The sequence below is a fragment of the Dyella sp. AD56 genome (genome assembly GCF_002878475.1).
Lineage (GTDB): Bacteria > Pseudomonadota > Gammaproteobacteria > Xanthomonadales > Rhodanobacteraceae > Dyella.
Genome location: NZ_NRDP01000003.1, coordinates 1 through 26,256, shown reverse-complemented (window position 1 = coordinate 26,256; position 26,256 = coordinate 1). Strand labels below are relative to the sequence as shown.

The 26,256-nt window shown below is 64.2% G+C and carries 22 protein-coding genes and 1 other RNA gene; 8 read left to right on the top strand and 15 right to left on the bottom strand.

Going from position 1 to position 26,256, the window contains the following annotated elements; translation table 11 throughout:
- Nucleotides 1–34 precede the first annotated feature (34 nt).
- From DyAD56_RS24425 to DyAD56_RS02650, 7 genes are all read right to left on the bottom strand, one after another.
- Complete coding sequence (locus DyAD56_RS24425) at nt 35–6,958, bottom strand: ESPR-type extended signal peptide-containing protein (RefSeq protein ID WP_158241235.1); 6,924 nt, start codon at nt 6,956–6,958, stop codon at nt 35–37.
- Between the two features lie 118 nt (nt 6,959–7,076).
- The gene (locus tag DyAD56_RS02675; protein ID WP_102301215.1) at nt 7,077–7,892 is read right to left on the bottom strand and encodes a sulfotransferase; all 816 of its coding nucleotides are present in this window, start codon (nt 7,890–7,892) and stop codon (nt 7,077–7,079) included.
- Between the two features lie 179 nt (nt 7,893–8,071).
- Entirely contained in the window at nt 8,072–9,070 is a 999-nt protein-coding gene (locus DyAD56_RS02670) for a helix-turn-helix domain-containing protein (protein WP_102301214.1), read from the bottom strand.
- Nucleotides 9,067–10,314, bottom strand: a complete 1,248-nt coding sequence (locus DyAD56_RS02665; protein ID WP_102301213.1) for an MFS transporter — start codon at nt 10,312–10,314, stop codon at nt 9,067–9,069. Before DyAD56_RS02665 ends, DyAD56_RS02670 begins: the two co-directional genes overlap by 4 nt.
- Before the next feature lie 273 nt (nt 10,315–10,587).
- Entirely contained in the window at nt 10,588–11,862 is a 1,275-nt protein-coding gene (locus DyAD56_RS02660; protein WP_102301212.1) for an MFS transporter, read from the bottom strand.
- 204 nt (nt 11,863–12,066) lie between these two features.
- A complete protein-coding gene (locus DyAD56_RS02655) occupies nt 12,067–14,043 on the bottom strand; it encodes a tetratricopeptide repeat protein (protein ID WP_102301211.1) in 1,977 nt (658 codons plus the stop codon).
- A gap of 110 nt (nt 14,044–14,153) precedes the next feature.
- A complete protein-coding gene (locus tag DyAD56_RS02650) occupies nt 14,154–15,026 on the bottom strand; it encodes an aldo/keto reductase family oxidoreductase (RefSeq protein ID WP_102301210.1) in 873 nt (290 codons plus the stop codon).
- Between the two features lie 94 nt (nt 15,027–15,120).
- Here DyAD56_RS02650 and DyAD56_RS02645 point away from each other — a divergent pair, with 94 nt between their 5' ends.
- Nucleotides 15,121–16,035: a LysR family transcriptional regulator gene (locus DyAD56_RS02645; RefSeq protein ID WP_199178865.1), complete on the top strand. Its 915-nt coding sequence runs from the start codon at nt 15,121–15,123 to the stop codon at nt 16,033–16,035.
- 2 nt (nt 16,036–16,037) lie between these two features.
- On the opposite strand, the gene DyAD56_RS02640 is transcribed toward DyAD56_RS02645, so the two are convergent.
- A complete protein-coding gene (locus tag DyAD56_RS02640; protein ID WP_102301208.1) occupies nt 16,038–16,919 on the bottom strand; it encodes an isocitrate lyase/phosphoenolpyruvate mutase family protein in 882 nt (293 codons plus the stop codon).
- 79 nt (nt 16,920–16,998) lie between these two features.
- A complete protein-coding gene (locus tag DyAD56_RS24180) occupies nt 16,999–17,592 on the bottom strand; it encodes a hypothetical protein (RefSeq protein ID WP_233202257.1) in 594 nt (197 codons plus the stop codon).
- Between DyAD56_RS24180 and DyAD56_RS24175 the strand changes: the two genes are divergently transcribed.
- Entirely contained in the window at nt 17,591–17,950 is a 360-nt protein-coding gene (locus DyAD56_RS24175; RefSeq protein WP_233202256.1) for an AraC family transcriptional regulator, read from the top strand. The genes DyAD56_RS24180 and DyAD56_RS24175 overlap by 2 nt on opposite strands.
- Here DyAD56_RS24175 and DyAD56_RS02630 read toward each other — a convergent pair.
- Nucleotides 17,943–18,209 carry a hypothetical protein gene (locus DyAD56_RS02630; RefSeq protein WP_102301207.1) on the bottom strand — a complete coding sequence of 89 codons (267 nt, stop codon included), beginning with the start codon at nt 18,207–18,209 and terminating at the stop codon, nt 17,943–17,945. The two genes, DyAD56_RS24175 and DyAD56_RS02630, sit on opposite strands and share 8 nt — an antisense overlap.
- 209 nt (nt 18,210–18,418) lie before the next feature.
- Between DyAD56_RS02630 and DyAD56_RS24045 the strand changes: the two genes are divergently transcribed.
- Complete coding sequence (locus tag DyAD56_RS24045) at nt 18,419–18,562, top strand: hypothetical protein (protein WP_199043759.1); 144 nt, start codon at nt 18,419–18,421, stop codon at nt 18,560–18,562.
- Nucleotides 18,563–18,683: 121 nt separating this feature from the next.
- Nucleotides 18,684–19,079, top strand: coding sequence for a DUF5329 domain-containing protein (locus DyAD56_RS02625; RefSeq protein WP_158241234.1), 396 nt, complete (start codon nt 18,684–18,686; stop codon nt 19,077–19,079).
- Between the two features lie 4 nt (nt 19,080–19,083).
- On the opposite strand, the gene DyAD56_RS02620 is transcribed toward DyAD56_RS02625, so the two are convergent.
- Nucleotides 19,084–19,160, bottom strand: a non-coding RNA gene (locus DyAD56_RS02620) — sX9 sRNA.
- A gap of 118 nt (nt 19,161–19,278) precedes the next feature.
- Here DyAD56_RS02620 and DyAD56_RS02615 point away from each other — a divergent pair.
- The gene (locus tag DyAD56_RS02615; RefSeq protein WP_102301206.1) at nt 19,279–20,064 is read left to right on the top strand and encodes an SGNH/GDSL hydrolase family protein; all 786 of its coding nucleotides are present in this window, start codon (nt 19,279–19,281) and stop codon (nt 20,062–20,064) included.
- A gap of 12 nt (nt 20,065–20,076) precedes the next feature.
- On the opposite strand, the gene DyAD56_RS02610 is transcribed toward DyAD56_RS02615, so the two are convergent.
- Together DyAD56_RS02610 and DyAD56_RS02605 are read right to left on the bottom strand one after the other, a co-directional pair.
- The gene (locus tag DyAD56_RS02610; protein ID WP_102301205.1) at nt 20,077–20,826 is read right to left on the bottom strand and encodes a LytTR family DNA-binding domain-containing protein; all 750 of its coding nucleotides are present in this window, start codon (nt 20,824–20,826) and stop codon (nt 20,077–20,079) included.
- The gene (locus DyAD56_RS02605) at nt 20,823–21,908 is read right to left on the bottom strand and encodes a histidine kinase (protein ID WP_158241233.1); all 1,086 of its coding nucleotides are present in this window, start codon (nt 21,906–21,908) and stop codon (nt 20,823–20,825) included. Before DyAD56_RS02605 ends, DyAD56_RS02610 begins: the two co-directional genes overlap by 4 nt.
- Nucleotides 21,909–22,065: 157 nt before the next feature.
- On the opposite strand from DyAD56_RS02605, the gene DyAD56_RS02600 reads away from it, so the two are divergent.
- On the top strand, nt 22,066–22,539 hold the full coding sequence (locus DyAD56_RS02600) for a hypothetical protein (protein WP_102301203.1): 474 nt from the start codon (nt 22,066–22,068) through the stop codon (nt 22,537–22,539).
- 30 nt (nt 22,540–22,569) lie between these two features.
- On the opposite strand, the gene DyAD56_RS02595 is transcribed toward DyAD56_RS02600, so the two are convergent.
- Nucleotides 22,570–22,980 (bottom strand): nuclear transport factor 2 family protein, encoded by a 411-nt coding sequence (locus tag DyAD56_RS02595; RefSeq protein WP_102301202.1) that lies wholly within the window; start codon nt 22,978–22,980, stop codon nt 22,570–22,572.
- 353 nt (nt 22,981–23,333) lie between these two features.
- On the opposite strand from DyAD56_RS02595, the gene DyAD56_RS02590 reads away from it, so the two are divergent.
- Nucleotides 23,334–24,317 (top strand): helix-turn-helix domain-containing protein, encoded by a 984-nt coding sequence (locus DyAD56_RS02590; RefSeq protein WP_158241232.1) that lies wholly within the window; start codon nt 23,334–23,336, stop codon nt 24,315–24,317.
- 112 nt (nt 24,318–24,429) lie between these two features.
- A complete protein-coding gene (locus DyAD56_RS02585; RefSeq protein ID WP_102301200.1) occupies nt 24,430–25,461 on the top strand; it encodes an alpha/beta hydrolase in 1,032 nt (343 codons plus the stop codon).
- A gap of 28 nt (nt 25,462–25,489) precedes the next feature.
- Here the strand turns inward: DyAD56_RS02585 and DyAD56_RS02580 are convergent.
- Nucleotides 25,490–26,256 (bottom strand): molybdopterin dinucleotide binding domain-containing protein (locus DyAD56_RS02580; RefSeq protein ID WP_304529230.1); only part of this gene is annotated, 767 nt, incomplete at its 5' end.

Genomic DNA, 26,256 nt, shown 5'->3' with positions numbered 1-26,256 from the left:
CACGTCATGCACCCGGCCTTCGCTTTACTGCCGCTTAGAAGTGCTTGGTAAAGCCCACGCTCAGCGCGTTGTCGTTGAGATGGCTGGAGAACTGCCCCTGATAGTCCAGGTACAGACTCCACGACGCGCCCTCCTGTGCCGTGATACGCGCGCCCACTGTGGTCATGCCACGCCCCATCGCATCGCCCTGCAGGGCGAACTCCGTACCGTCCTGGCTGAGCACGTGCACCACCGGACCATTGCCGTTGCGCGTGTCATAGCGATAGCCCAGGTCGAACTGCGGCACGTAGCTGACACCACCCGCCGTGAACGGCCGGGTGAATGACACTGCCGCGTACGGCTGCGTGGTGTTGTAGGTGCTTTGCTGCCCATGCACGCCGAAGCTGGACGCCAGCGGACTGGTGCCGGTCACGATCTCATTGAAACTATCCAGGCTCTGGTGCTGGTACAGCGCGCCCACGGCCGGCGTGATCTGCCACTGCGCCGCCGATATCGGCCATGCGACCTGCAACGCGGCCGCCGTGGTGCTGCCATCCGGGCTGGAAGCTGCGCGGCCGGCGCCGCTCTGGCGATACAACTGGTAGCTGCCATGCGACTGGTCGAGCATGGCTGACACCACTACCGGGCCGGCGTTGGCGAACGCGTAAACGCCGCCATGCACGTTGTCGATGTGGCCATAGCCGCCGTTGCCATCATTGCCGTTGATGCGGTCCACGCCCGCCTCCAGGCCTACGTGCACCCACTCACCCACGGCCATATCGGCACCGCCCTGCAGGCCGAAGGTGGTGCTGTTTAGGCCATTGCTGCCGGTCAACTCGTTGCTGCTGCCGCTGTACTGCACCCACACGCCGTTGTTGCACGCGGAGGTCACCGTGTTTGCATGCGCCGCGCTACCGTTCGCGCAGCCCGCCTCACCCGGACGCAAGGTGGCGTCGAGCACCGTCGTCATCGACTGCTGGCCGATCAGGTTGGCCGTGCGCATGAAATTGGCGTAGAACCCACTGTCATGCGGCGCCACCACGACCGGCGTCGTGGGCGCGGTCGGCGTTAGCGACGTGAGCGTCAGGTTCGCCTGCGTCGACGTGTACGTCACCGTCGGTGACAACGCCGTCGGCACAGAGCCACTGGATGTGGTGCTGGCGAACGTGCCGGTCAGCGCATTGGCCTGCACCAGCGTGTATGTCGCGCTGTTGTAGGTACCTGGTGCGTAGATCAGGCTCAACGTGCCGCCCAGCGCCGCGTTGCCCTTCACCAGCAGCTGCGATGCTTCGGTCGGCGTCACATCGATCTGCAGCGTGGCATTGGCGTTCTGCGTGTAGTTGCCGTTGATGGTGAGCACACCCACCGAACCGCCCGGCCACACCGTGCCATCACTGACCACGTTGCCGTTGATCGTGCCGTGGCCGCGCAGCGTGCCGCTGGCGTCGACGCCCACGTTGCCCTGCACCGAGGCCGAGGTATGCGACGCATCGCCGACCTCCAGCGTACCGGCATTCACCGACGTACCACCTGTATAGGTGTTGACGCCATTCAACACCAGCATGCCGGTGCCAACCTGCGAGACGCTGCCGGTACCGCTGATCACCGCGTTATAGGTCACCGCATCGGCACGATTGAAGGCCATCGCACCGCCGTTCACCACATTGCCGTTCACCATGCCGGTGGTGCCATCACTGCTCACCTGCAGCATGCCGCCAGTAATCGTCGTGGCGCCGGTGTAGGTGTTGTTGCCCGTCAGCACAAGCGTGCCGCTGCCCGTCTTGGTCAACGAGCCATTGCCGCTGATCACGCCGTTGTACACGCCGTTGCTCGCCTGGTCGAAGGTGAGGTTGGCGCTGGCGCCAGTCACCGGCGCAAACGTTACGTTGCCGACGATGCTGGTGTTGTTGCCCACCAGCGTGCCACCCGTGATCGTCCACGACTGGCTCGCGTTGCCGTTACCCGCCAGCGTCCAGGTGCTGGTGCCGGCCTTGGCGAAATGATTGAAGCCCTGGAATGCAGCACTGCTGCTTACCGCGCCCGTCGTACCCAGGTTGAAGCTCGCGTTGGTGCTGCCACCCAGCGTGAGCGTATCGCCGCCGTTGGTGCGGCCGCTGGTGCTCACCACGTTACCCTTGAAGATCGCGCCCGCTTCGATGATGAGGTTGTTGCCACCGCCACTGAAGTTGACCGCGTCCGCCTGCATGCCATCGGCACCCACACCGCCAGCGATGGTGCCTGCGTTATCCACGGTCGAACCACCCGTCGACACCACACCGACGCCACCTGCCGCGTGGCCCGCGCTCGGGGCGCTGACTCCACTGACCAGCACCGGCGGAGTGAAGGGGCTGGAACCAGTAGCACCGCCGTTGCCGCCGTTGATCGTGCCGGTGCTGGCATTGGTCAAGGTGAAACCCGAGCCGCTGACGCCGGCACCGCCGGCACCGCCTGCGCCCGCCGTTGCGGTCGAGCCCGTCGTGTACTTGGTCGAGCCGCCGACGCCACCGTTACCGCCCTTGATGGAACCGGTATTGGTTGCGGTGAAGCCGGTGCCACTGACACCTGAGCCACCAGCACCGGCCGCGCCACCACTACCCATGAGGGTGCCGCCGGAATACTTGGCCGCACCCGAGCCACCCTGGCCGCCCATGCCGGCAACGATCGAACCCGTGTTGGATAGTGTGAAACCCGAACCGCTGACACCCGAGCCACCGACTCCGCCCGCACCGCCCTGACCTTGTAGGCCAGCCTGTCCGGCGGTGGCCGCCCGATAGTGCTGCGCGGCCGCCGCCTGGCCACCCTGCCCACCCTGACCACCATCGCCAGCCGTCACGGTGCCCTTGTTGATCAGCGTGAAGCCGCTACCGGTGACACCCGCACCGCCCGCGCCACCAGCACCGCCAATGCCACCGTTGCCGCCACGGCCGTTAGTGCCGTACGAGACGCCACCCATGCCAGCGTTGCCACCCTGGCCAGCCGAGCTGCCTTGACCGCCGGTGATGGTGCCGCTGCCGTTGTTGACGAGATGGAAGCCCAAGCCACTCACGCCGGCACCGCCGGTACCACCTGCGCCACCTGCGCCACCTACGCCACCGTTGCCGCCGGCTGCCGCCGTGCCGTAGGAGGAATCGCCTCCCTGGGAACTGCTGCCGCCAGCGCCGCCGACGCTTCCGCCGCCGCCATGGATGGCGCCACTGTTACCTACAGAGAAATTGCTACCGCTGATGCCCGCACCACCCGCGCCACCGACACCACCCGCACCGCCTTGGCCAGCCATCCCCGGAGTGCCGGAGCCCGTGTTGCCACCCAAGGAGGACTGAATGCCACCCTGGCCACCGGCACCACCGAAACCGCCGTTGATCTGGCCGGTGTTACTGACAGTGAACTCGTAGCCGGTCACGGCATCGCCACCGGTGCCGCCTGTGCCGCCCGTGCCACCGTTGCCTCCGTTAGCAGCGGCGCCATTCAACGAGCCGCCACCGAACCCGCCCGTACCGCCCATGCCACCGGCGCCACCCGTGCCACCCGCCAGCAAGTTGCTGTTGGTCACCTGGAAGTTGCTGCCCGTCATCGCAGAGCCACCGGCGCCGCCGGTACCGCCCATGCCGCCGACGCCGCCCGCACCGGCAATACCGCCCGACGTTACGCGGTTGACGATTGTGTCGCCGCCATAGCCGCCCTGGCCGCCAGCGCCACCCTGACCACCATTGCCGCCCTGCACGGAGCCGGTGTTGGTGACAGCCATATTGCTGCCGCTGACGCCCGCACCACCCTGGCCACCATGGCCACCCTGACCACCGGAACCACCCAGGCCGCCGTTGAAAGAGTCCGTCAGTACGGTTGCGAAGGATCCAGCCCCGGCGTAATTACCCGTAGCTCCCGCGCCACCCTGGCCGCCGTTACCGCCCTGACCGCCATATACCGTCCCGGCATTGATCACCGTTCCATGGTCGCCAATAACGCCGGCACCGCCCACACCGCCTGCGCCGCCCACGCCGCCATTGCCCGCCCCGGCCACCGTGGCGTAGCCCGTGGCCCCGGTGGAGGTGCTGGTCATCGCATTGCCGACGCCACCAACACCGCCCTGGCCACCATGGCCACCGTTGCCGGCCAAGCCACCCTTGACGGTGCCGTCATTGCTCAGGGTGAAGCTCGATCCGGAAAGGGCATTGCCGCCGTTGCCACCGGCGCCACCGGTACCGCCAAAGCCGCCCGCACCACCGGTGCCGCCCCACGACATGCCGCCGCTAGTACCGTTGCCGCCATAGCCACCGAGGCTGCCGGTACCGCCCGTGATGGATGCGCCCTGGTTATTGGTCACGGTGAAACCTGCACCGATGCCGCCGCCGGCAATAGCATCGCCGCCGTTGCCACCGGCACCGCCTGTACCACCCGCACCACCCATGCCGCCGTTACCCGGCGCGGCGACGCTGTAGTTACCGCCGGCGAAACCGCCGTTGCCGCCGTTACCGCCAAAGCCACCCACGCCACCATTGATGCCCAGGCTGTTGGTCAGCGTGAAGCCATTACCCGTCACCGCTGCACCGCCGACACCACCCTGGCCGCCCGTGCCGCCGACACCTCCATTCGCTGCTGGCGAACTGCTGCCCGAGCCACTGCCCGTGGCGCCGTTGCCGCCATTACCGCCAAAGCCGCCGGTACCACCGGTGATCTGCGCATTGTTGGTCAGCGTGAATCCGTAACCGGTCACCGCCGTGCCGCCGCCCATGCCCATAGAGCCATTGCCGGCTGCCGTGCTGCCGTAACCGAACGCGCCGCCCGCGCCGTTGGCGCCCTGCGTCCCCGTCACATGCAGGTAGGCGCCGCCGGCGCCCACCACCATGGTGGTGTGGTTGTTCAGCGTGAACTCGCCGTTGAACACGCTGGTGTTGCCCGCCAGATCCAGATCGCCGCCGCTTACCAGCCAGTTGCCCGAAACTTGGGACGGCCCGGTCAGCGTCCACGTGCTGGCGCCGGACTTCACGAAATTGGCAAAACCGATGTACTGGCCGGGAGCCAAGGCATTGGGGTCACTCAGCGAACCAGTGAGCGTGGCATTGGTGTCACCGCCCAGTTCAAGCGTGTCGCCACCGTTGAGCGTGCCGCTGGTGCTGACTACCCTGTCCTCGATGGCCGAATTGCCCAGAAGCACAAGACGGTTGCCACCACCCGAAAGATCGATCGCATCGGCCGGCGTGACGCCATCAGCGCTTTTACCGCCAAAGACAAAGCCGTTGTTGGTGATGGTGGAGCCGCCGGTGGAGACCACCCCTACACCGCCCGCACCCGCCAGGCCGTTCATGCTGGCACCGAAGGAGCCGCCACCGGTGCCGTGGGCGGATACACCCGCCGCACCGGCTGCGCCACCGATACCGGCTGCGCCACCGTTGCCACCCGTGATGGTGCCGCTGTTGACCAGGGTGAAGTTGCTGCCGGTCACGCCGTCGCCACCGGCGCCGCCGTTAGCACCAGCACCACCTGGACCGCCGTTGCCGGCGACATTGAACGTTGCAAAACCACCCGCGCCGCCGGTTCCGCCGTTCCCGCCCGCGCCGCCGTTGCCGCCCGTGATCGAGCCGCTGTTGGTCAACTCAAAGCCGTTGCCAGTCACACCAGCGCCACCGGCGCCACCGCCGCTGGCTGCACCAGCGGCGCCGCCATTGCCAGTGCTGGCGGCATATTGCGTACCACCGCCCGCACCGCCCTGGCCACCGTTGCCGCCCTGACCGCCGTTGCCGGCGGTGATGGAGCCGCTGTTGGTCAGCTGAAAATTGTTGCCGATGACGCCGTAACCGCCTTGGCCGCCTATGCCACCGTTGCCGCCGGCGCCACCATTGCCACCGACCGTGTTCCAACCCACGCCGCCATTACCACCCGCGCCACCGTTGCCGCCGGCACCGCCGTTACCAGCGGTGATCGAACCGTTATTGACGATGCTGGCATTGATGCCGGCCCAGACGCCCGCGCCACCGGCGCCCCCGATACCGCCGGCGCCGCCCGCAGCACCGTTGCCCCCAACAAAGTTGAAGCCACCGGTGTTACCCGAACCGCCGACACCGCCACTACCACCCGCACCGCCGTTGCCGGCCTGGAGGCTGCCCCCGTTAGTCAGGGTGAAACCCGTTCCCTGCACACCCGCACCGCCGTTGCCGCCATTGCCTGACGCGCCACCCGCGTAGCCGACCGCTGAATAGCCCGTCGCCGCAGTGCCGCCGTTGCCACCATTACCGCCATTGCCGCCACTGCCTCCGAACATCGCGCCGCGGCTGGTCAAGGTGAAACCCGCGCCACTTACTGCGGCACTGCCGTCGGTGCCAGCCACGCCCTGGCCACCCGGCGCGTTGCTGCTGTTATTGCCGGCTTGGCCAGCCACCCCCGAATAGCCCGAGGTGAGGGAAGCCGCATCACCCGTATCCACCGTGGCGTTGTTGAGCACCAGGCCCTGCAGGAAATGGTTGGCCGGGCCGTTGAAGGTGATCGCGCCAGCGCCCGTCACGGTAAGCGCGCTATTGGCAATCACCGAGCCGTTGGTGAGCGACGTGCCGTTGAGCAGCACGTCGCTGCCGACCTGGATGGTTGTGGGCTGGTTGATCACCGGCAGGCCATCGGCCGTGATGGTGTTGCCCGATGCCAGCGCGATGATGATGGTGCTGCCCGGCTGCGTGTTGGCCTGCGCAATCGCCCAGCTCAAGCTGCCAATCGCATCGCCAATACCGTCATCAGTAGACTGCGTCACAGTGAAGACCGTAGGCGGCAGCGGCACAGCGAACGCCGGCGACGAGGACAACATCAGCGCACCGCCCAGCACCAGCGGCGCCAGCACACCGAGCAGCGCGTTGGCGAGGGGACGCAGCGACAGGCCCGGGGCGCGATCTTCCGCGCTCGCCACGGCGCCACCGTTCGGGCTGTGCGCAAACTCGGAGGCCACCTGCATGACGCCCAAAGCCCGGTTCCATACAAGACGATAGATTCGATTCATGACTTAGGCCCCCTGTTGGCCTGGATGTATTCGCAGTTGTTGGTTGCTACCGCCGTGCACGACCGTGTGCCCTCGGCGGGAAGCTTTTTTTGGAAAAAAAAGGCGGCGCGGTGCGCCGTTACATGACGCGTACGTTGCGTGGATTCAGCGAGGGATCGAGCCAGAAGGTGTCGTTTTCGAAGCGTCGAAAAACGTCCGGCGGCAACACGCTCATGCGTTCGCGCACCGCGATCTTCTTGCGTACTTCGTGCAGGCCCGGCGTGCCCGCGCGCAGATCGAATTCATCGGCCTGGTAGATGATGTTTTCGAAGTCGTGCGCATACGGCGCTTCGCCAATGAAGTCGTAGACGGCGGCGATGGCCTTGGCCGGATCGCTTACCAGCGTCTCGTACTGCAGCAGCATGAGGTTGGCGGTTTCATCGCCGTAGAACGCTTCTTTCAACGCGTTGTACGGCGCGCCCACCATGCCCTCGCCATTGGCCAGGCCTTCGGCACGCGAATACACCGTGCCACCCGCCTGATAATTGAAGATGGACGATGGTTGGAAGGTGTTCTTACGGATCAACTGTTCGATGCTGTCGATGATCCACGACATGTTGCGCACGCAGGCAATGACCTTGCCCTGTGGAAACAGCAACTGGAGATGCCGCATTTTGCTGCACCAGATGCGGTTGGTATCGAAGACGATCTCGGCGGTGTATTCGGGCCCGTAGTACCCGTCGAACAGCCCCTTGAGCAAGCGTTGGCGTTGTGCATCGGTGACGAACACCGCGTACTCGTTGCGACCGCTCAACTCACCCAACAGCGTATTGAAGGTGCCCCCGATGGGGCCGCTCATGCCCGCATAAAAGCGGGGATTCTGGCTCAAAATGGCCGAAAGCAAGGTTGACCCCGACCTTGGCAGGCCCGAGATGAAATGAAACTGGCGATCCATCGTTTCCCCTGTGTGGGCTTACGCCCCATCGGCGCAACCGACGATCAGATTGCGCTCATTTTTGCCAAACACCTATCACCACAATGACATAAAGGAATGCTATGGCCAGCCCTCAGGGAAGGAACATATCTGTACGTTCCATTTCTGAGACGCTGGTGCTAGACGGCGACAGCCGGGGCTCAGCGCAACTCGTATAGGCAGCTGTCCCAGCGGCGCGACATGGCCTCGACCGACGGCGACTGGGAGCCACGGATACTGGCCACCCGGTACATGCCCGGCGACACGCTGAAGAATTGCTTGAATAGGCGGCCCGCATGACTCTCCCCAGAGAGGCCGGACAAGGGCGCCAGCTCGGCGAGCGAGCGGCCGTCGTACGCACGATCATCAAGGCGCGCTCGCAAATGCTGCAGACGACATAGCTGTATGAAGCGCGCCACGCCGCCCTGCGGCTCTAGCAGCCGATACAGGCCGGCGCGCGAGATGCCAGTGAGGCCAACGATGTGCTGCACCGAAAGATCAGCGTCGGTGATATGCGCCTCGATCGCACACCGCACTGCCTCGCGGCGCACGCGCTCCTGTCGATAGAAGTCCGAACGTCCGGGGCCTCCGGCAGGATGGATAGCCAGCGAAAGCAGATCCACCAGCGTGCGCGTCACCACCGCATGTGAGCCAGGCGACAAGTGAGCAGCCTGCTCCACCAGTTCGCGCAGCAGCGACGCGAGCAACGCGCCCTCGCGGCGGCCGATGTGGTGACCATGCAGATCGTCCGTCGCACCGATCGCCGCCAACATGGTTTCCCGCGCCAGACTGACTGTCACCAGTCGCACCGATGCAGCGCCGCTTTCCATCGGCTCGCGGGTATCGAGCACCAGCGTCTCGCCGGGCCGCACCGGTATCGAACGTCCTGCCGGGCCGCCAAGCAGCTCGCCATCCAGAACATGATGCAGTACGAAATGATCGAAGCCATCGCGCACCACTCGGTCACGCCGCTGATGGCGAATGCCACCGTACTCGCGCGAGAACAACAACGTGCGGTCCAGTCGCCAACTACGCACCCGAGCGAAGAAAGGTGTGGGCAGGCGCTCCACATCCGCCCCCGATGCGTAAAGGTCCCGGTACTGGGCAAATGCTTCGTCCGGATCGATGCCGGCGCTGTCAAACGAGAATATCTCGCTCACTCGGCCACCTCTGCCACGACGCGGCGCCAGCCCTGCGATGCCAGCAGCGCTGCCGACACGCCAGCGGCGGCAGCTACCGAACACACCTTGTATAAGGCCAGCGACAAACCATGGCCACCCATACCCAAGCTGTCGCTGACCACCCCGGCCATGTACGGCCCCAGCGCAACGCCGACCAAGGTAATAAAGGTGAGAAACAGGCGCAGCCCGATGTCGCGCACCTGCACGTGCAGCATCAACGGCAGCCCCGCCAGCGCGGCTACCGCCGCCGTGCCGCCAGCCAGTGAAGCAAGCGCGAGCAGCACGCATGCCTCCGTCGCCGATGTAGCAGATGGAATCGCCCACAGCATCGGCACCACCGCCATCAAGGCCACCGCCACGATGGACATGGGCGTGACGTGCCGCGCGCGCTTATCGACCAACAGGCCGGCCAAAAGATGCCCCAGGGGCGACGCCACCAGCAGCGCCAGGCCAAACACCAGCGCCGCCACGGCGGGAGACAACCCCTGCTCGCGATGCAGTATCGATGGCGCCCACGCACCAATGCTCTGCACTACCAGCACGCTCGCGCCCGCGCTGCCCAGATACGCGCAGAACGTGCCCGGCCGCGCGCGGAACGCCGCCAGCATTTCGGCGGCGACCTTCGAAGACGACGGAGACGTCGGTATGCGTTCCCGCCGACAGCAAAGCAGAACCATCAACAGCACGTTGGGTGCTGCCATCACCAGAAACAGCACGCGCCAATGCGCATGTGCAGACGCAGGCATCCAATGCGCCAGCAGCATCAGCGCCGCACCGCCCGCGAGCAGCGCAAGGCCGCGCCCCGCAACCGCCGCCGCGGTGAACACCGCCATTGAGCGCCCACGCTGTGCGGGCGCCGAACACTGCACAATCAAACCCAGCGCCAGCGGCACGAACAACGCCTGCCCAAAGCCGACCAAGGCACGCCCCACCACCAGCACGTCGAATGTGGGAGCGAGGGCAAAGATCAACATGCCCAACACCCACACGCCGATGCACCCGGCGAGCAAGCGCAGTCGGTGCGGAGAGTTCGCCAAGGGCCAGCTCACCAACATGCCCACGACATACAGGAGCACAAAGGCCGGCCCGTCGAGGAAGCCCAACTGCGTGTCGCTCAGACCCAGACTGACCTTGAGCAGAGGCGCCGCCACCGCCGGAAGATGGCGATCAGCGAACGCCGCGCAGTGTCCGAGCGCAAGCAAGCCCACCAGAGAGACGGACATCGCTCTTGAGTTCGAATGAATGTTGGACAGCGGATCCCCCCGGAGCTATCGCCTGCGCCCTGTGCACCGACGACAATCGCTCAGCCCAATGCTTAAGAATGAAGCAAAGTAAGCAAGCGACATGCCAGTCAGCATTACCATGCCGTGACCACTATCTCAGTCACGATGACGCTTTGATCGCTTTACGTGTTGCCGTGAAGCCGCCACGCCGGGTCACTTTGTGACAGCAGGCGACGACCGTCAGCGACACCGCAACTTCCTTCGGTCGCCGCCTCAGCGCTGTGGCCGGGTTTCCGGCATGGTCAGCAGCACCGGCAATACGGCCAGGGCTATCACCGCAATCATGGCCCCGGGCACAGCCGACCAACCGGTCAGCCGGATCAACAACTCGGCAAGGAAGGGCGTAACGCCGCCAAAAATCGCCGTAGCCGCGGTTGCCCCCAGGGCCAAGCCGCTGAGGCGCCCTTCGCCGGGGAATTGCTCCGCCGTCGCCGGTGCACCCACCGCGCTGACGCCACCGGCGACGCAGGCCAGTACCACTGTCGCCAGGATGATCTGCCATCGCGAGCCGTGTGCCATCAGGCTGAACATCGCCAACGGCAGCGCGGCACTCAGCACGGCCAGCCAACCCAATACCGGTTTGCGTCCTACACGATCAGAGAGCGACCCGACCCACGGCGTAATCAGGATCACTGCCACTGCCGCCAGCGTCGACAAGGTGAGGGACTCACTTTCACCCAGCGTACCGGTGGAACTCAGGAACGCCGGCACATAGGTGATACCCACGTAATAGGTGATCGATCCCAGTGCGGAGATCGCAAAGGTGCGCCAGATAGCAATGCGGTGATAGGCCAGCGTGTCGCGCACCGGCGTCCGGGGCACACTACCGCGCGCCTGCTGGCGCTCGAAATCCGGTGACTCCTGCATGGCTGAGCGCGCGATCCAGACACTGCCGGCCAAAGTCGCACCAACGAAGAACGGTATGCGCCACGCCCATGCGTCGAGATCATCCCGGCTCGACAAAGCCACCGTCACCGCCGACACACCCACCGCCAACAAGGCACCGATCTCGCTGGCCGCCGAGGCCAGCGAGGTCACCAGTCCGCGATGCCGCTTCTCCGAGCCTTCGAGCAGATAAGCGACCACGCCGGTGTATTCGCCACCGACGGAGAACGCCATCAGGCAGCGCAGCAGCAACAACAGATAACCCGCGACCACGCCCATGTGACGATAGTCGGGCAGCAGTGCGGTGATCAGCATCGCCACCGTCATCAACGCCATCGACAACAACAACGTAGGCCGCCGGCCCAAGCGGTCGCCAATCACACCAAACACCAGCGCGCCCAGCGGGCGCATCGCATACGAAATGGCAAAACCCGCCAGCGTGGCGAGTAGCGAATGATCGCCACCACCGAAGAACACCCGCGACAACACCGTGGCGAAATACAGGTAGAGCGTGAAGTCGTACCACTCCACCACCGTGGAGAGCGCGGCAATGACCATCGAGGCCCGCGTAATGGGTGACCCGCCCTGCTCCGTACTCGTCATTGGCGTCCTCCCTCTAGCGTCGTCATGTTCCCTGCGGCGCTCGTGGGAATCGCACCGAGTGCTCTCGATCACGCGGCATGTTTCCGCCCATGCACCATAACAGCAGGCACCCGCCGCTCGCGCAACAGGTGCCTGCGATAACAGCACAACGCCTCGTGGTTTACGCCGCCAGCTTCTGCGCTGCGATTAACGTGACAAGCAGCCTTACGCGCTGACCAAGGGTTGCCCACCCTGTACAACGCGATCCAGCCATTGTGCGTAGGCGTCCTCGGCACCGACCTGCCGGCGCGCGTGCTCCAGCGCATCGTTCATGCCGAAGGCTTTCCAGGCGACAGGCGCCAGTCGCGCCAGCAGTGGCTGATCGCGTTCCACGTCCCTGATCAGGGCGAGCGTACGCTCGCGGAATTCCTCCAGCACCGGCGAACCGTAGTGCGCCGCATTCGACAGGATCGCCAGATAGGCCATGCGCGGCACTACCCATGATGGCCACTGCAACGACATGCGCAACCACCATTCGAGCATGTTGCGCTCGCCCCAAAGACCGTCCTTGGGTACCAGCCCATTCGCCACCAGCGATAGCATTAGGCTCTGGGAGAGTCCGGTGAGATAGACGTCCATCGCCTCGACCGAGGGGCGCGCATACCAGGTATCCCACGGCGTTTCGCGCAGCTCGCCCAATGTGGCCAGTAACCGCTGTTCCAGTGCAAGCACGCCCTGCCCCAGCTCGTCGGCGGGAACATCGATCTGTTCGCGGGCGATCCAGTCGTTCTTCTCGGCGGACCAGACATGGCAGGCGACGCGCCAACGTCCTTCGCTGTCGTCGATGCTGCCGCACACGATGATGTCGCCACGCGACTTGAACGCCTCGATGGTCGCGTCGTCATCATCCGACGCACCGAACAGTACCGGCCCGCCACCGCGCACCACGGGGATCACCGCTTGCCCTTCGTGCCCGGTCCAAACATGCACGGACTCAGCGAAATACAGCGGCAAGGCGCGGCTCAGCCGGCCAATGGCGTTCTCGCGCTCCTGCTGCGCCGCTTCACCGCCGGTCAGCTTTTTACTCAGGCACAGAAACAGGACCTTCTTCGCCGTCTCGCTCTTGGGCGCGAACAACCATGGCGGATTGCGCAGGCCATACGCCCAGATCGGCCCGCTGTAGGGAACGCCTGCGATATCCATCGCCTGCTCGACGATGGGCGTGGGCTTGGCTTCCTGCGTGCGACGCTGCTGGAATTCTGCCGAAAAGCGATCCAGGTATTGCTTGAACGGCGGCAGGTCCAACGCGTAGAGCTTCGAAAGCAGCGCTTCACCTTCGTCCAGACGGTCAAGCTGCAGATACGCCTGCACCAGGTTCATGCCTGCACGCGGGTCGTGCCGCTGAAAATCCAGCACTGGCGCGATCAGCTCGACCATCAGCGGCACCTGGCCATGATTGCCGAGGTCGCCGGAGACCATCATCAACGACTCAGCATCGAGTGTGGTCGTCGCCAGCACCTGCTCGTAGAGAGTGCGCGCATCGGCCACGTCGCCGTGTTCGAGATGGCCGCGCGCCAGCCACAGTTGCGCGCGCCAACTGCCGGGCAGTGCGGCCACACGCTGCAATGCACTGGCATAGGCTTCGTCGCCGCCGCGATCCTTGTGGATGCCGGCCCACCACATCAGGCCGTTGTCGAGATTGGGTTCGCGCTCGATCGCCTTCCACAACGTGGCTTCGGCCTTCTCGTGTTCGCCACGCTCGGCTTCCACTTTCGCGAGATTGGTGAGCAGCGTGCCGGTTTCGCCGACCTTCTGCATCGTCTCGCGCAGTATCGCTTCGGCATCGTCCAGCCGGCCGAGCTTGAGCATGACGATGGCGCGCATGGTGCCACTGCGCTCGGGAATGGGATCGATCGTCAGCAAACGCGCGGACGCTGCCTTGACCTCGTCAAACATGCCGTCGTTGATCCCGTTGAGGATCAACGAGTACAGGGCATCTGGCTGATCCCAGCTCGACTTGAGCTGGGGAAGGAACAGCTTGTCGCGCCAGTCGGCGCGGGTGATCTTCATCTCGCGGCCGTAGGCGTCGTAGACCGTGATGAGTTCCTGCTCATCCGGCGGCGGCGCGGTTGGGGCTTGTGCCGGCGCGGCAGCCGGGTCGGTCTTCTTGCCCGAAAAGCGGTCCATGATGCGCTTGAACATCCGTGTTTCCTTGCGTGGATTCAGGTGCGCAGTATGCCGTCCCGCTGCGGAACCTTGCATGACACGCGTAACGGCGCGCTCGTCGATCCTCGGCGGGCGCGCCGCACCTCTCAGGCCGCAGAAGCCTGCAAGGCCAATGCATCCAGCGCGACCAGTACATCGTCGGGGAGCACCAACGCCGCCTGCATGTTTTCGCGCAGGTGGGCGACTGACGACGTACCCGGAATCAGCAGGATGTTGGGCGCGCGATGGAGCAGCCACGCCAGCGCGACCTGCATCGGTGTCGCGCCCAGCGACGCGGCGATATCCGACAGGCCCGACGACTGGATCGGCGTGAAGCCGCCCAACGGGAAGAACGGCACATAGGCAATGCCCTGGACCGCGAGCTCCTCGACCAGCGCATCGTCGGCGCGATGCACCAGGTTGTAGTGGTTCTGCACGCAGACGATCTCGGTGATGCGCTGTGCTTCGGCCACTTGCGCCGAGGTGACGTTACTCAGGCCAACGTGGCGCACCAGCCCCTTGCGTTGCAGCTCGGCCAGCGCTTCCACTTGTCGGGCGATGGAGCCTTCCTTGGGTGCATGCACGTCGCCCATGATGCGGATGTTCACCACATCCAACACGTCGAGACCGAGGTTCTTCAGGTTGTCGTGTACGCCGCGTTCGAGCTGGGCCGGCTCCTGTGCGGGCAACCACGAAGCGTCGTCGCCACGGGTCGCGCCCACCTTGGTAACGATGACCAGATCATCACGATACGGATGCAGCGCCTCGCGAATCAGCCGGTTAGTCACGTGCGGCCCGTAGAAGTCGCTGGTGTCGATGTGATTGACCCCCGCCGCAACGGCCTCGCGCAGTACGGCAACCGCGGCTTGGTGGTCTTTCGGCGGGCCGAACACGCCCGGGCCGGCTAGCTGCATGGCGCCGTAGCCCATACGGTTCACGGCGGCACCGGCGAACGGAAAGGTCTTCAGGGGATGAGTCATGGCGATGTCCTCAATGGGGTGACGCCACTATGCACACGCCTCGTCTGTTAGAGAATCCATGCCAATTCGTACAGACTGTGCAAAAATTTGCACAATGGCCATGGAATTCAACGATCTCGCCGCCTTCCTCGCCGTTGCCCGGGCAGGCGGCTTCCGCGACGCCGCGCGCGCCAGTGGCGTATCCGCCTCCGGGCTCAGCGTGGCGGTGCGCCGACTGGAAGCCGCTCTCGGGGTGCGTCTGCTCAACCGCACCACCCGCAGCGTCGCGCCCACCGAGGCGGGCCAGCGCCTGATCGAACGACTCACGCCAGTGTTGTCGGAAATGGAAGCCGCACTGGATGTGCTCAACGCCTTCCGCGACAAACCCACCGGCACGCTCCGGCTCAACGTGCCGGCCGGCGTGGCCCGCGTGGTGCTGCCGGCCATCCTCGCTGACTTCCTCAAGGCGTACCCGGACATCCTGGTCGACGTGGCGGTGGAGGACAGTTTCGTCGATGTGCTGTCCGCCGGTTGCGATGCCGGTATCCGCTATGACGAGCGGCTGGAGCAGGACATGGTGGCTATCCCCATCGGCCCGCGCGTGCAACGCTTCGCCACGGCGGCTACGGCCGCTTATCTCGATGCGCATGGCCGCCCCCATCATCCGCGTGATCTGCTGCAACACGCTTGCCTGCGGGGTCAGTTTGCCAGCGGCGCGATGCCGGTGTGGGAGTTCGAACGCGATGGCGAAGTCGTGCGCATCGAGCCCACTGGCCCGCTGCGCACGCGTCCCGGCGCCGCGCTCGATCTGCTCATCCACGGTGCGTTGGCCGGGCTCGGCGTGGTGCATATATACGAGGGACTGTTGCGCCCCCATCTCGACAGCGGTGCGCTCGAACCCATCCTTGAATCGTGGTGGCAGAACTTCAGCGGCCCCTTTCTGTATTACCCCGGACGCCAGAACCTACCGACGCCATTGCGAGCCTTCGTGGATTTCATCAAGGCACGCAACGCGTCAGGCGATCCCTAGACTCATGCCGTACGCTGCATCTCGCGGAACACGCGTGGCGATGAAGAGGTGAACAAGCTATTTGCTTCCGCCACCGTGAGCATGTGGTCGCCCATGATGTCGAAACGCCCCTTCACCAGCGCTTCTTCGGCGATCCGGCCGAGGTGCGCGAGCACTGCCTGCATGGTGCCGCAGCCAAGACTGATACGGCGCACGCCCAATCCGCGCAGCGTGTTCGCATCAGGCGCACCCGGATAACCCACGTAGACGTTGAGCGGCACCGACAGTGCCATGGCGAACCGTGCAATCTCTGCCGGATCGGCCAGGCCGGGAACGAAGATGCCGTTGGCACCCGCATCGACGAAGGACAGCGCACGATCCAGCGCCTCCTTGAAGCGCGCCTCACCGGTGAGCCCCGGTGTGATGTAGGCATCGGTGCGCGCATTGATGAACAAGGGCACGCCGCGATGCTCCGCCACCGCACGAATGCAAGCGATCCGCTCGCGAAGAATGCGCGGATCGGCCAGCTGACCGGTGGCCGGGTCCTTGCCATCTTCGATATTGATACCCACCACACCGAGCTGAATCAGCGCACCAACCAACGCACCGGTCTCTTCGGCATCGTGGCCGTAGCCGCGCTCGACATCGACGCTCACCGGCACCGCCACTGCGTCGATGATGCGTCGGCAGGCGAGCAGCAGGTCGTCGAGCCCCAGTTGTTCACCATCCGGAGCGCCCAGAGCCCACGCCATGGCGGCGCTGCTGGTGGCCACAGCGGGTGCTCCGGCCTTTTCGATGACGCGTGCGCTGGCCGCATCCCAGGCGTTGGGCAGTACCAAGGGTGCGCTACCGGCGTGCAGCTGGTGGAACGCGTGGGCGCGGGCTTTCTGCTGTTCGATGCTCATGACAGTGATCCGTGAGGTCGCCCGCACTTCGGGCAGATCTAGGAGACCATCACCACCCCAGGGCCCGCTGTCAGAATCTTTAGCTATCCACCCACCGGCACAGGTCCTGGGCTGGGTGCCTTGTTATGCTCCGCCCACACCCTGCCCGAGCCGCACCGGCACCGAGCCCATGTCGACCATCACCAGCCACGTTCTGTTGTCGACGGACACCCTCACGCTGCGTGACGTGCACTGCAGCGGCACCTGTCAGCACCGGAGTGCGGAGGAATGCGCCGCATCCACCCAGTTGGTCTTTCCGTATCGTGGGTTGTATCTGCGGCATGTGTCGTCCGACCAGTCGGTGGCCGATGCCAACCACGTGTTGTTCTTCAACCGACAACAGGGTTATCAGGTCAGCCATCCCCTCGACGGTGGTGATGCCTGCCTGTCGATGAACCTTGCGGAACCCTTGCTTGCCGAACTCGCGCCCAAGGCGCTCATCCATGTGGAAGAGGGCCTGACCTTCCGTTCCCAATCGCAACGCATTGACGCACGCGCACAGGCGCTGGTGGCCTTGCTGCGCCATAGCCTGCGTAACGGCAGCATCGAGCCACTGGAAGCTGAAGCGCTGGCGCTGACTCTCGTCTGCCGCAGCTTGGGCCCACGCACCTCGCGCACGCCAAGTTCCACGCATGCGCGGTTCCACGCATGCGCGCCGCCGCCTCGCCGACCGCGTGAAGATGCTGCTCGCCAGCGATCTGTCGCGCCGCTGGACGCTCGCCGAGATCGGCGAGGAGATCGGCAGTTCGCCGGTTTATCTCACGCAGGTCTTCAAACAGGTGGAAGGCATGCCGCTCTATCGCTACCAGTTGCAGCTACGTCTGGCGCGTGCGCTGGACCTACTTGGCAAGATGGACGATCTCTCTGCCCTCGCCGCCGAACTGGGCTTCTCCAGCCACAGTCATTTCACCAATGTGTTCCGGCAGGCTTACGGGCGTTCGCCCGCAGAATTTCGCCAGTCGTCGCGGGGTATGGCCCCGCTGATCACCTGATCCGGGCGGTCCGCTCGACCAACCGCACGCCTACGGCACAACCGCAGACCGAACCCGCCGCCAGCGCCACCAACAACATCATCCACACCAGTGGATCGGACAGCAGCATGCCGAGCTTCCACTCAGCGGAATACGCCATGGAAAACGCCGTCGCGAGCGCGAACACGATGCCACCTCCGCGCGCCCACGCTCGCAACACAGGTGTGTCGCCAGCGTCGTGAGCGTACTCGCTGATGTCACGGGGATTGATGTTGGACACGGGAGCCTGCGCAAGCCAAGAAAACCGGTGCACAGCTTAGAAAGCGCCCCCCGGCCACCGACATAAGACAAGTCCGATTTTTCCTACCCGAACCGGTCCACCCCACTGTGTCGGCCATGCGGCAAACAACTAAAGAATTCGACAGCGCCACCGGGTGCTTCCATGGTCTGTTGATCACGCCCGGCATCGGGTGACTATCGGAGAGAACCATGAGCGAGAAGACCTGCGCCGCGTGCGATTACCCGTTGGACGACAACGCCATCAAGGTCACCATCGGCCATCGCGTGGTCGAGGTGTGTTGTGAAGAGTGCGCACAGAAGTTGCGCGAAGCTCAGTCCAAAGCCAGCGGTTGAAGCCTGTGTCATGGGCATCACGAACCGGAGGCAGCCCTGCTGCCTCCGGTTGCGCGCCGCGTGCGTGGACCACTGTCATACTGGTTTGGCAACACACCAGATATTCACGGGATATCGACACATGGACGGAACGGTCACGCGCCTACGTGAACTCATCGCAGCAACACTGCTTGCGTATACCTCGATCTTCTTGGTTCTACCCGTGCACGCCGAATCCGACGACGCCAGCCAGCGCGAGATCGCCGCCCTGCTGTCCTTCGTCGGGCACAGCTCATGCACGTTTATCCGCAACGGTACGGCTTACCCCGCCACACAGGCCGAAGGCCATCTCGAGGATAAGCTGCATTACCTTCAGCGAAAGGGCAAAGTGCATTCAGCGGAGGATTTCATCCAGCTCGCCGCCACGGAAAGCAGCATGAGCGGCAAGCCCTACCTCGTGCGTTGCGATGGCAAGGAACAGCCATCGGCCGATTGGCTCAACGAGGAGTTGACACGTTTGCGCAACGCAGGAAGCTAAGAGTCGCTAACAAAACGTAGCGAGCGGCCGGCAGGTGGGCGTGGGCGGCGCGCAGGAACCGGAGTGTACTTGTATGTACATGAGGATTCCGAGCACCGACCGCGCCCGCCTGACGGTCGCGCAGTAGTTTTGTTAGCGGCTCTAAATGCCCAAGCGTCCGCTTCAACATAAAAACCCAACTTTTCCAGCAGGAAACAGCATGACCCTTCGATGGACCATCCCCGCCGCCTTGTCATTCCTGCTGTGCATCGCGGTAGCGCCGAGCCATGCGCAAGACGACGTTGTTGGTGTCGTCACCGATCCCTGCGCTACGCAAAAGACGCCCGATCAAGTGCCGGCGGGGCAATGGATGACGTACATCCTCAGCCACGATTTCGGCAAGCTGTGCCAATACCGCGCGCAGAACGCAGAACTACTACGCGCGGGCAACGCGCCCCGTGTCGTCTTTATGGGCGACTCCATCACGGAGTTCTGGGGCAAGCAGAATCCCGCTTTCTTCACCAACGGCTACGTCGATCGCGGCATCAGCGGCCAAACCACCTCGCAGATGCTGTTGCGCTTTCGCCAGGACGTGATCGATCTACATCCGCAAGCGGTGCACATTCTCGCCGGTACCAACGACGTCGCCGGCAACACCGGTCCGGTCACGCTGGAACAGGTTGAAGGCAACATCGCCTCCATGGCCGAGCTGGCCAAGGCGAACGGTATTCGCGTCATCCTCGGTTCCATTCCACCTGCCGCGCACTTCCAGTGGCGTCCCGAGATCCACCCCGTCGACACCATCCGGACGCTCAACGCGTGGATCAAGACCTATGCCGCACGCAACGGATTCGCGTACGTCGACTACTACGACGCGCTGACGACAGCCCAGGGAGGTATGAAACAGGGGCTCGCGGATGATGGCGTGCACCCAACCAAGCAGGGATATGCTGCGATGGAACCGCTCGCACGCGCGGCCATCCAGGCGGCTACGCCATCGAAATAGAGATGGCGTCCGCTACAGCCTACAGAGGCCATCCAGGCTGATCCGGTGGCGAAAACGTCGACTGACGCGCAGTGCGGCACCGCCTTTCAAGGTCACTAGCGCATCCCGCGTGGGCAGCAAGCTAAAGCCTTGGACTCGGTCGACAGCGACGATGGTAGAACGGTGAATTCGCGCGAAGCGTCTGGGATCGAGCCGACGCTCCATGCCATCCATGCTCTCGTGGATCATGTGGAGCCGTGCTCCCGCATGCAAGGTGACATAGTCGCCGCTGGCCTGGATCCAGTCGATCTCGTCCACGGCGATCCAGACCGTTCGTCCGCCACGCTTCGCCTCGAGACGTGCATCCCACGCCACAAGCTCGCGGCCGGTTGCGGCAACCTGAGAGGTGTGTGCCTGCCGCTCCCGCACGCGTTGGCGAACCGCACACAGGGCATCGTCGAAACGACCATCGTCAATGGGTTTCATCACGTAATCGACCGCGTGCACGCCGAATGCTTGCAGCGCATAGCTGTCGTGAGCCGTCAGGAAAACAACCAAAGGCGGCTTGTCACCATCGATCGCCGACAGCAGTGCAAATCCATCCATGGCGGGCATCTGTATGTCGAGAAACACGACGTCCGGCCGCAACGTTTCGATCATCCGCAGGCCCACCATGCCCGACTCTGCCTCGCCGACCACCACCACATCGGCAGCGCGACGCAGGCAAACACGCACGCCGCGCCGCGCCAGTGGTTCGTCGTCGATGATCAGCGCCCGGATCATGTCGCAAGCTCGGTCGCGGTCTGGTGGGGAATCTCCATCGTGGCCAACCAGCCTTTCCGTGTGTCACCCGATGCGGAAAACCGATACGCGTCACGATAGCGTGCGGCCAGTCGCGCCGCCGTATTGGCGAGCCCGAGGCCACCTGCCGAAGGCGATTGAGCAGGTAATTCGCTGAGACTGTTACGCACCGCGATTTCCACGATGCCATCACGTCGGCAAACGGAGAGTGACAACGTGCCGCCTTCGGGGCTAGGCGCGATGCCGTGACGGACAGCGTTCTCTACCAACGGCTGCAATAGCAGGTGTGGCACCAGCGCATTCCTGGCCTCCGGATCGCAATGGATGGATACCACCAGCCGTCGGCCCAGGCGGATCTGCTCGATCTCCACGTATTGCTGGACCTGCGCGAGTTCCTGGGCAAGGGTCACATCCCCTTGCCGGGCGGGTTCCAAGGTGGCGCGAAGAAAATTGGCCAGTAGCGCGATCATGCGTCTTGCCGATCGCGCATCGCCTTCGCCCACCAGCGTGGATATGCCGTTGAGAGTGTTGAACAGGAAGTGAGGCGTAATCTGGTAACGCAACGCCTTTAGTTCCGCTTCGCGCGCCAGCGATTCGGCCAACAGCAGTTCCCGCTCGCGCAGCCGCGCCTCGCGCCAGTGTTGGGCGGCACCGTAGATCGCGCTCCACGCCACCAACATGATGGCCGGGCTGAACGCGTTGGCAAAACCAACGAGCGCGACCGCCCGCCAATGCGATGCTTCCGGACCGACATGACCGGCCGCAGCCTCCAAGGCCGCACCGCTCACGGAGCACACCACGCCAAGTACATACGAACACGCCACGATCACGGTCATGGCCCTGGGCCACGGCAATCGTCCCGCCGCCAGCCGACGGCACAGCGCAAGCATGACGAAGCTCGCCAGAAACGCCGCAGCCGTGGTGCCGGCGAAGTAAAGGAGCACGGGATAGGCACGGCGATAGGGCAACGCACCAAGCGCGCTGACGAGCCCATACGCCACCCACCCACCGACATGAAGCAACCACGCCTTTGGACGTCCAAAAGAATCATGTTCCGGCGTCATGCGCGTCATTCTCGCCTACGTACTCCGCACCTTGTGTACCGCATGACCGGTGAAAGCGGTCCGCCTGCCGAAAACCGATTCTCTGCCACACGGCCACTCCGTAGTCTCTGCCCAGCCCACCCGACGCGCGCATCACTAACCTCATCGAAGAGACGCCATGAACAGCCTGTCCGAACGACCGACGAACCCTTTGATCGCCGGCACACTGATCGCCGGCACACTCGACCTGCTATCGGTCGTGACCTACGCGCTCCTGGAGGGCAAGAACCCACTCGCCATACCTGTCGGCATCGCCTCCGCCATCTGGCCCGGTGCGATCAAAGCTGGCGCACCCGCGCTCGTGGTCGGCGTGCTGTTGCACTTCCTCATCATGTTCGTGATGGTGGCCGTGTTCCTGACCACCGCGCGAAAGATCCCATGGCTCACGGCAAAGCCTTTCGCCTCTGGCGTGCTCTATGGCCTGCTGTTGTGGGCGGTGATGAACTTGATGGTGCTGCCCCTGCGCTGGCCCTCACTCTTCCCGCACATCACCGCCCTGTCATTCGGCGAGCAGATCTTCAGCCACACAGTGCTAGTCGGCTTGCCAATCGCATGGATGGCGAGCCGCGCGACAAAGCATCGCGACGCCTGACGCCGCCCCACCCGCAGGCGCACGCCATACTCATGATGAAACGGCCTCTTGCGCAGTGTCGGCCGCCACGGGGCGAGCACTCTCCGGCCGAAGCTGCGCGGGATCGTAGTAGAAACGCTCATGGACGATCTTGCCGTCGGCCCACTGCTGCACGGCGATTTCGTCCAGCGACAGGCGCACCGCATCGTTTGCAAATTCGAAATGCCATTGGATGACGACATGATCGCCGTCGACCATCACCTGTACCGCATGACCCTTCACGGTGGTGAAGGTGTTAAGCACCAACTGCTCGTTCTCGATCAACGCCTCGAGCCCGATACGTGACTTCTGTTGGTTTTCCCAAACGACAGCAGATGGATGGTAGTAACGCTGCAGCGCCTCGATGAAGCGGCCGCTCTCCACCAACGTGACAAACGTATCGACGACATGACGCTCAGACATGGGTGGCTCCCGCAAGCAAAAGGTGGGGATTGCACGGGCGGATCGACGGCCGCCCCGGTCGCTGAGCAGACTAGGTTGGCGATGCTGTCGGGTCACTCGGCCCGGGCGACAGATCGATGGGCGATCCCGCCGCCCATTTGCGAATAGCCTGTGCAATATCGCCAATATTGACGTATCGCCCGCCACCGCACGCCCCGACTAAAACGGAAAGGTACGCCGCATAGTGCTGATAAACATGGTGATTTCCCTCGCAAACTGGTTTGCCGAATGCTGGCACCCCCTGCAAATTGGCGCTTGACGTACAAGGCAAAATCGCCACGCTTGGCGTATTGCCGTGAATGAAGGAAACCGACGTGCGCGTCGCCATTCTTGCTTACGACGGATGCATGGGCGCCGAAGTCCTCGGACTGTCGGACGTGCTGCTCGTCGCCAACCGCATCAGCTTGTTGCGCGCACCAGACGCGCCGGTGCCGTTCGCCATATCCATCATCGGCACGCACGCTGGACAGGTGCGGCTGGCGGGCGGCGCACAGCTCACCGTGGCGGCACCCATGCCTTTCGATCTGCTCGTGGTGCCGGCCTTCGACTTCAACAGCGCGGAAGACATCAGCACAGCACTCGCCGGCCTGGATGAAGAGAAGCTACTCATTCGTCGTGCGGCGGAACAACGCAAAGTCGCCTCCATCTGCGGTGGCAGCCTATTGCTCGCGGAGGCCGGCATTCTGGATGGACGCCAAGCGACCACTGCATGGGCGCTGGCCGGAGAGATGGCGCGACGCTATCCCAGGGTCGATGTCGTACCTGATGCCCTGCTCATTCGCGACGGTGAGATCGTCACCTCGGGCGCATTCACCGCGTATGGCGATCTCGCCCTCCAGCTCATCCGCGATTGCGCTGGCACCAGCCTCGCCCGCGCGGTGGGCAGGTTCAGCCTGATCGATCACAGCCGGCGCAGCCAGGCTGCGTATCTGGATCACCGCTTCAGCCACAAGCGGAAGGAATCGTTCGCGCGCGCGGTGAGTACGTGGTTCGAACAGCGTCTGGCGGAACGCTACAAACTCGACGCGTTGGCCGATGCGTTCAATCTCTCCAGTCGCACTTTGTTGAGGAAGTTCCACGCTGAAACCGGGCGCTCGCCGCTCGACATGCTGCATGACCTGCGCGTGGAGAAAGCCAAGTTACTGCTGGAGAACACCACGCTGAGCGTCGCGCAGATCGCGGGTGAAGTGGGTTATCTCGACGTGGCGACGTTCTCACGGCTGTTTACGCGCCGCACGCAACTGACGCCGGCTGTCTTCCGCAAACGCTTCCATACCGCCGACGTTACGGTGTTCTGACGCATCGCCGCGCGATGGCGAACACGCCCATGAATCTGGCCGTGATACCCGCTGTTTCGGGTAAAGGCGATTGCTAACGTCCCACCTGCCTTGGACACCACGAGCAGGACGTATGGACAGCATCACCTTGCAAGCTTCATCGGCTGCATCGACATCACGCACGGGAATACCCAACCGGATCTCACCAGGCCAACGCCTGTTACAAACGGGCATGCGCCTGCTGGGTTCGATCCATCCATCGTCCGCTGCCACGTTGATGAAACGCTTGTGGTTCTCCGCGCCACGATCCACGCCTCGCGCAGCGGAACAAGCTGTGCTGGACAGCGGCGCCCGCTTGTCGTTCAACGTCCACGGCCGGAAGATCGCCGCATGGGTCTGGGACAACCATGGTCCGACCATTCTGTTGCTGCATGGCTGGGGCGGCTATGCCGGCCAGTTGCACGCGTTCGTTGAACCGCTGCATGCGGCTGGCTTCCGCGTCGTCGCCTTCGACGCGCCCGCGCATGGCGCGTCTGCCGCCAGCCGACACGGTGGTCGCCGGGTGACGTTCTTCGAGTTCGCCGATGCGTTGGAAACCGTGGCGTCCGCCGAATCGTCCGTGGCCGGCATCATCGCCCACTCCGGTGGATGTACCGCGCTATCGCTGGCTTTGCGCGCAGGATGGAATGCACCGGCGAACATCGTTTTTGTCGCGCCGTTTGCCCAGCCGTCCGCCGCCATCAAGGGTTTTGCACACGCCATCGGCGCAAATGAGCGGGTCGTTGCTACGTTCAGCGCCGACGTCGAGCGCTGGCTAGGACACCCCTGGTCGTATCTGGACATCGCCACACTGGAGGACACGTACAAGTGGCGACGGCTTCTGGTGATCCATGACGAAGAGGATCGCGAAGTTCCGCTGTCACAGGCACGTGACGTGGCGGCGTCCTGGCCATCGGCACAACTCGTGGAGACGCGGGGCCTTGGACACCGACGCCTGCTGCGCGAGCCCGCCGTGATCGAAGGTGTGCTCGCGTTCTTCGCGAAACCCATGTTGGCCGCGCCGCACCTGGGCAGCGACTATCTCCCGCGTGATTCACGGGCCACGCTGGATGCAGCGTACGAAAGCTTTGCATCCGGCACGCCCGCCACCTGCGCCCATCGCTGAAACGGTCTGCACGTGCGCAAACCGGCGTTCAAGCCGCCCGCATCACACGCACCGGCACTGACTTATAGGATGGCGTTCCGCTGAGCTTATCGTGATAGTCCAGCGGCACCAGGCAATTGCCTTCGGGGTAATACGTGGCCACGGCACCACGCGCGATCTCGTAGGCTACTGCGATGACTTTGTCGAGGCTGCGCACCTTGCCCTGACCGAACGCGGTTTCCACGCGCACGACATCACCTTCGCGAATGCCAAGCTCGGCGAGGTCGTCCTTGTTCATGAACACCACGTCACGACGGCCAAAGACACCGCGATAGCGATCGTCGTAACCGTAGATGGTGGTGTTGTACTGATCGTGGCTGCGGACCGTGGTGAGCTTGAGAACGCCGGCATCTGCGACAACCGGATCCTCCTCCACTCCATAGAAGATTAGGAACTGCGCTTTGCCCGACGGCGTCTTCCACACGCGCTCCGTCGGCGGCAGCGGCAAACGGAAACCACCGGGCACACGGATGCGCTCGTTGTAGTTGCCGAAATCGGGAAAGACCGAGGCGATAGCATCGCGGATGCGATCGTAATCCGCGATCAGTTCCATCCACGGCACGCGGGTCTGAGGCAACGTCGCCCGCGCCAGGCCGGCGACGATAGCGGGCTCCGAACGCAAAGCCTCGGAAGCCGGCGCGAGCTTGCCGCGCGAGGCATGCACCATGGACATCGAATCTTCCACCGTCACCGATGGCCCGGCCGCTTGCATGTCGCGCTCGGTGCGGCCCAGGCACGGCAGCAAAAAGGTGTGTT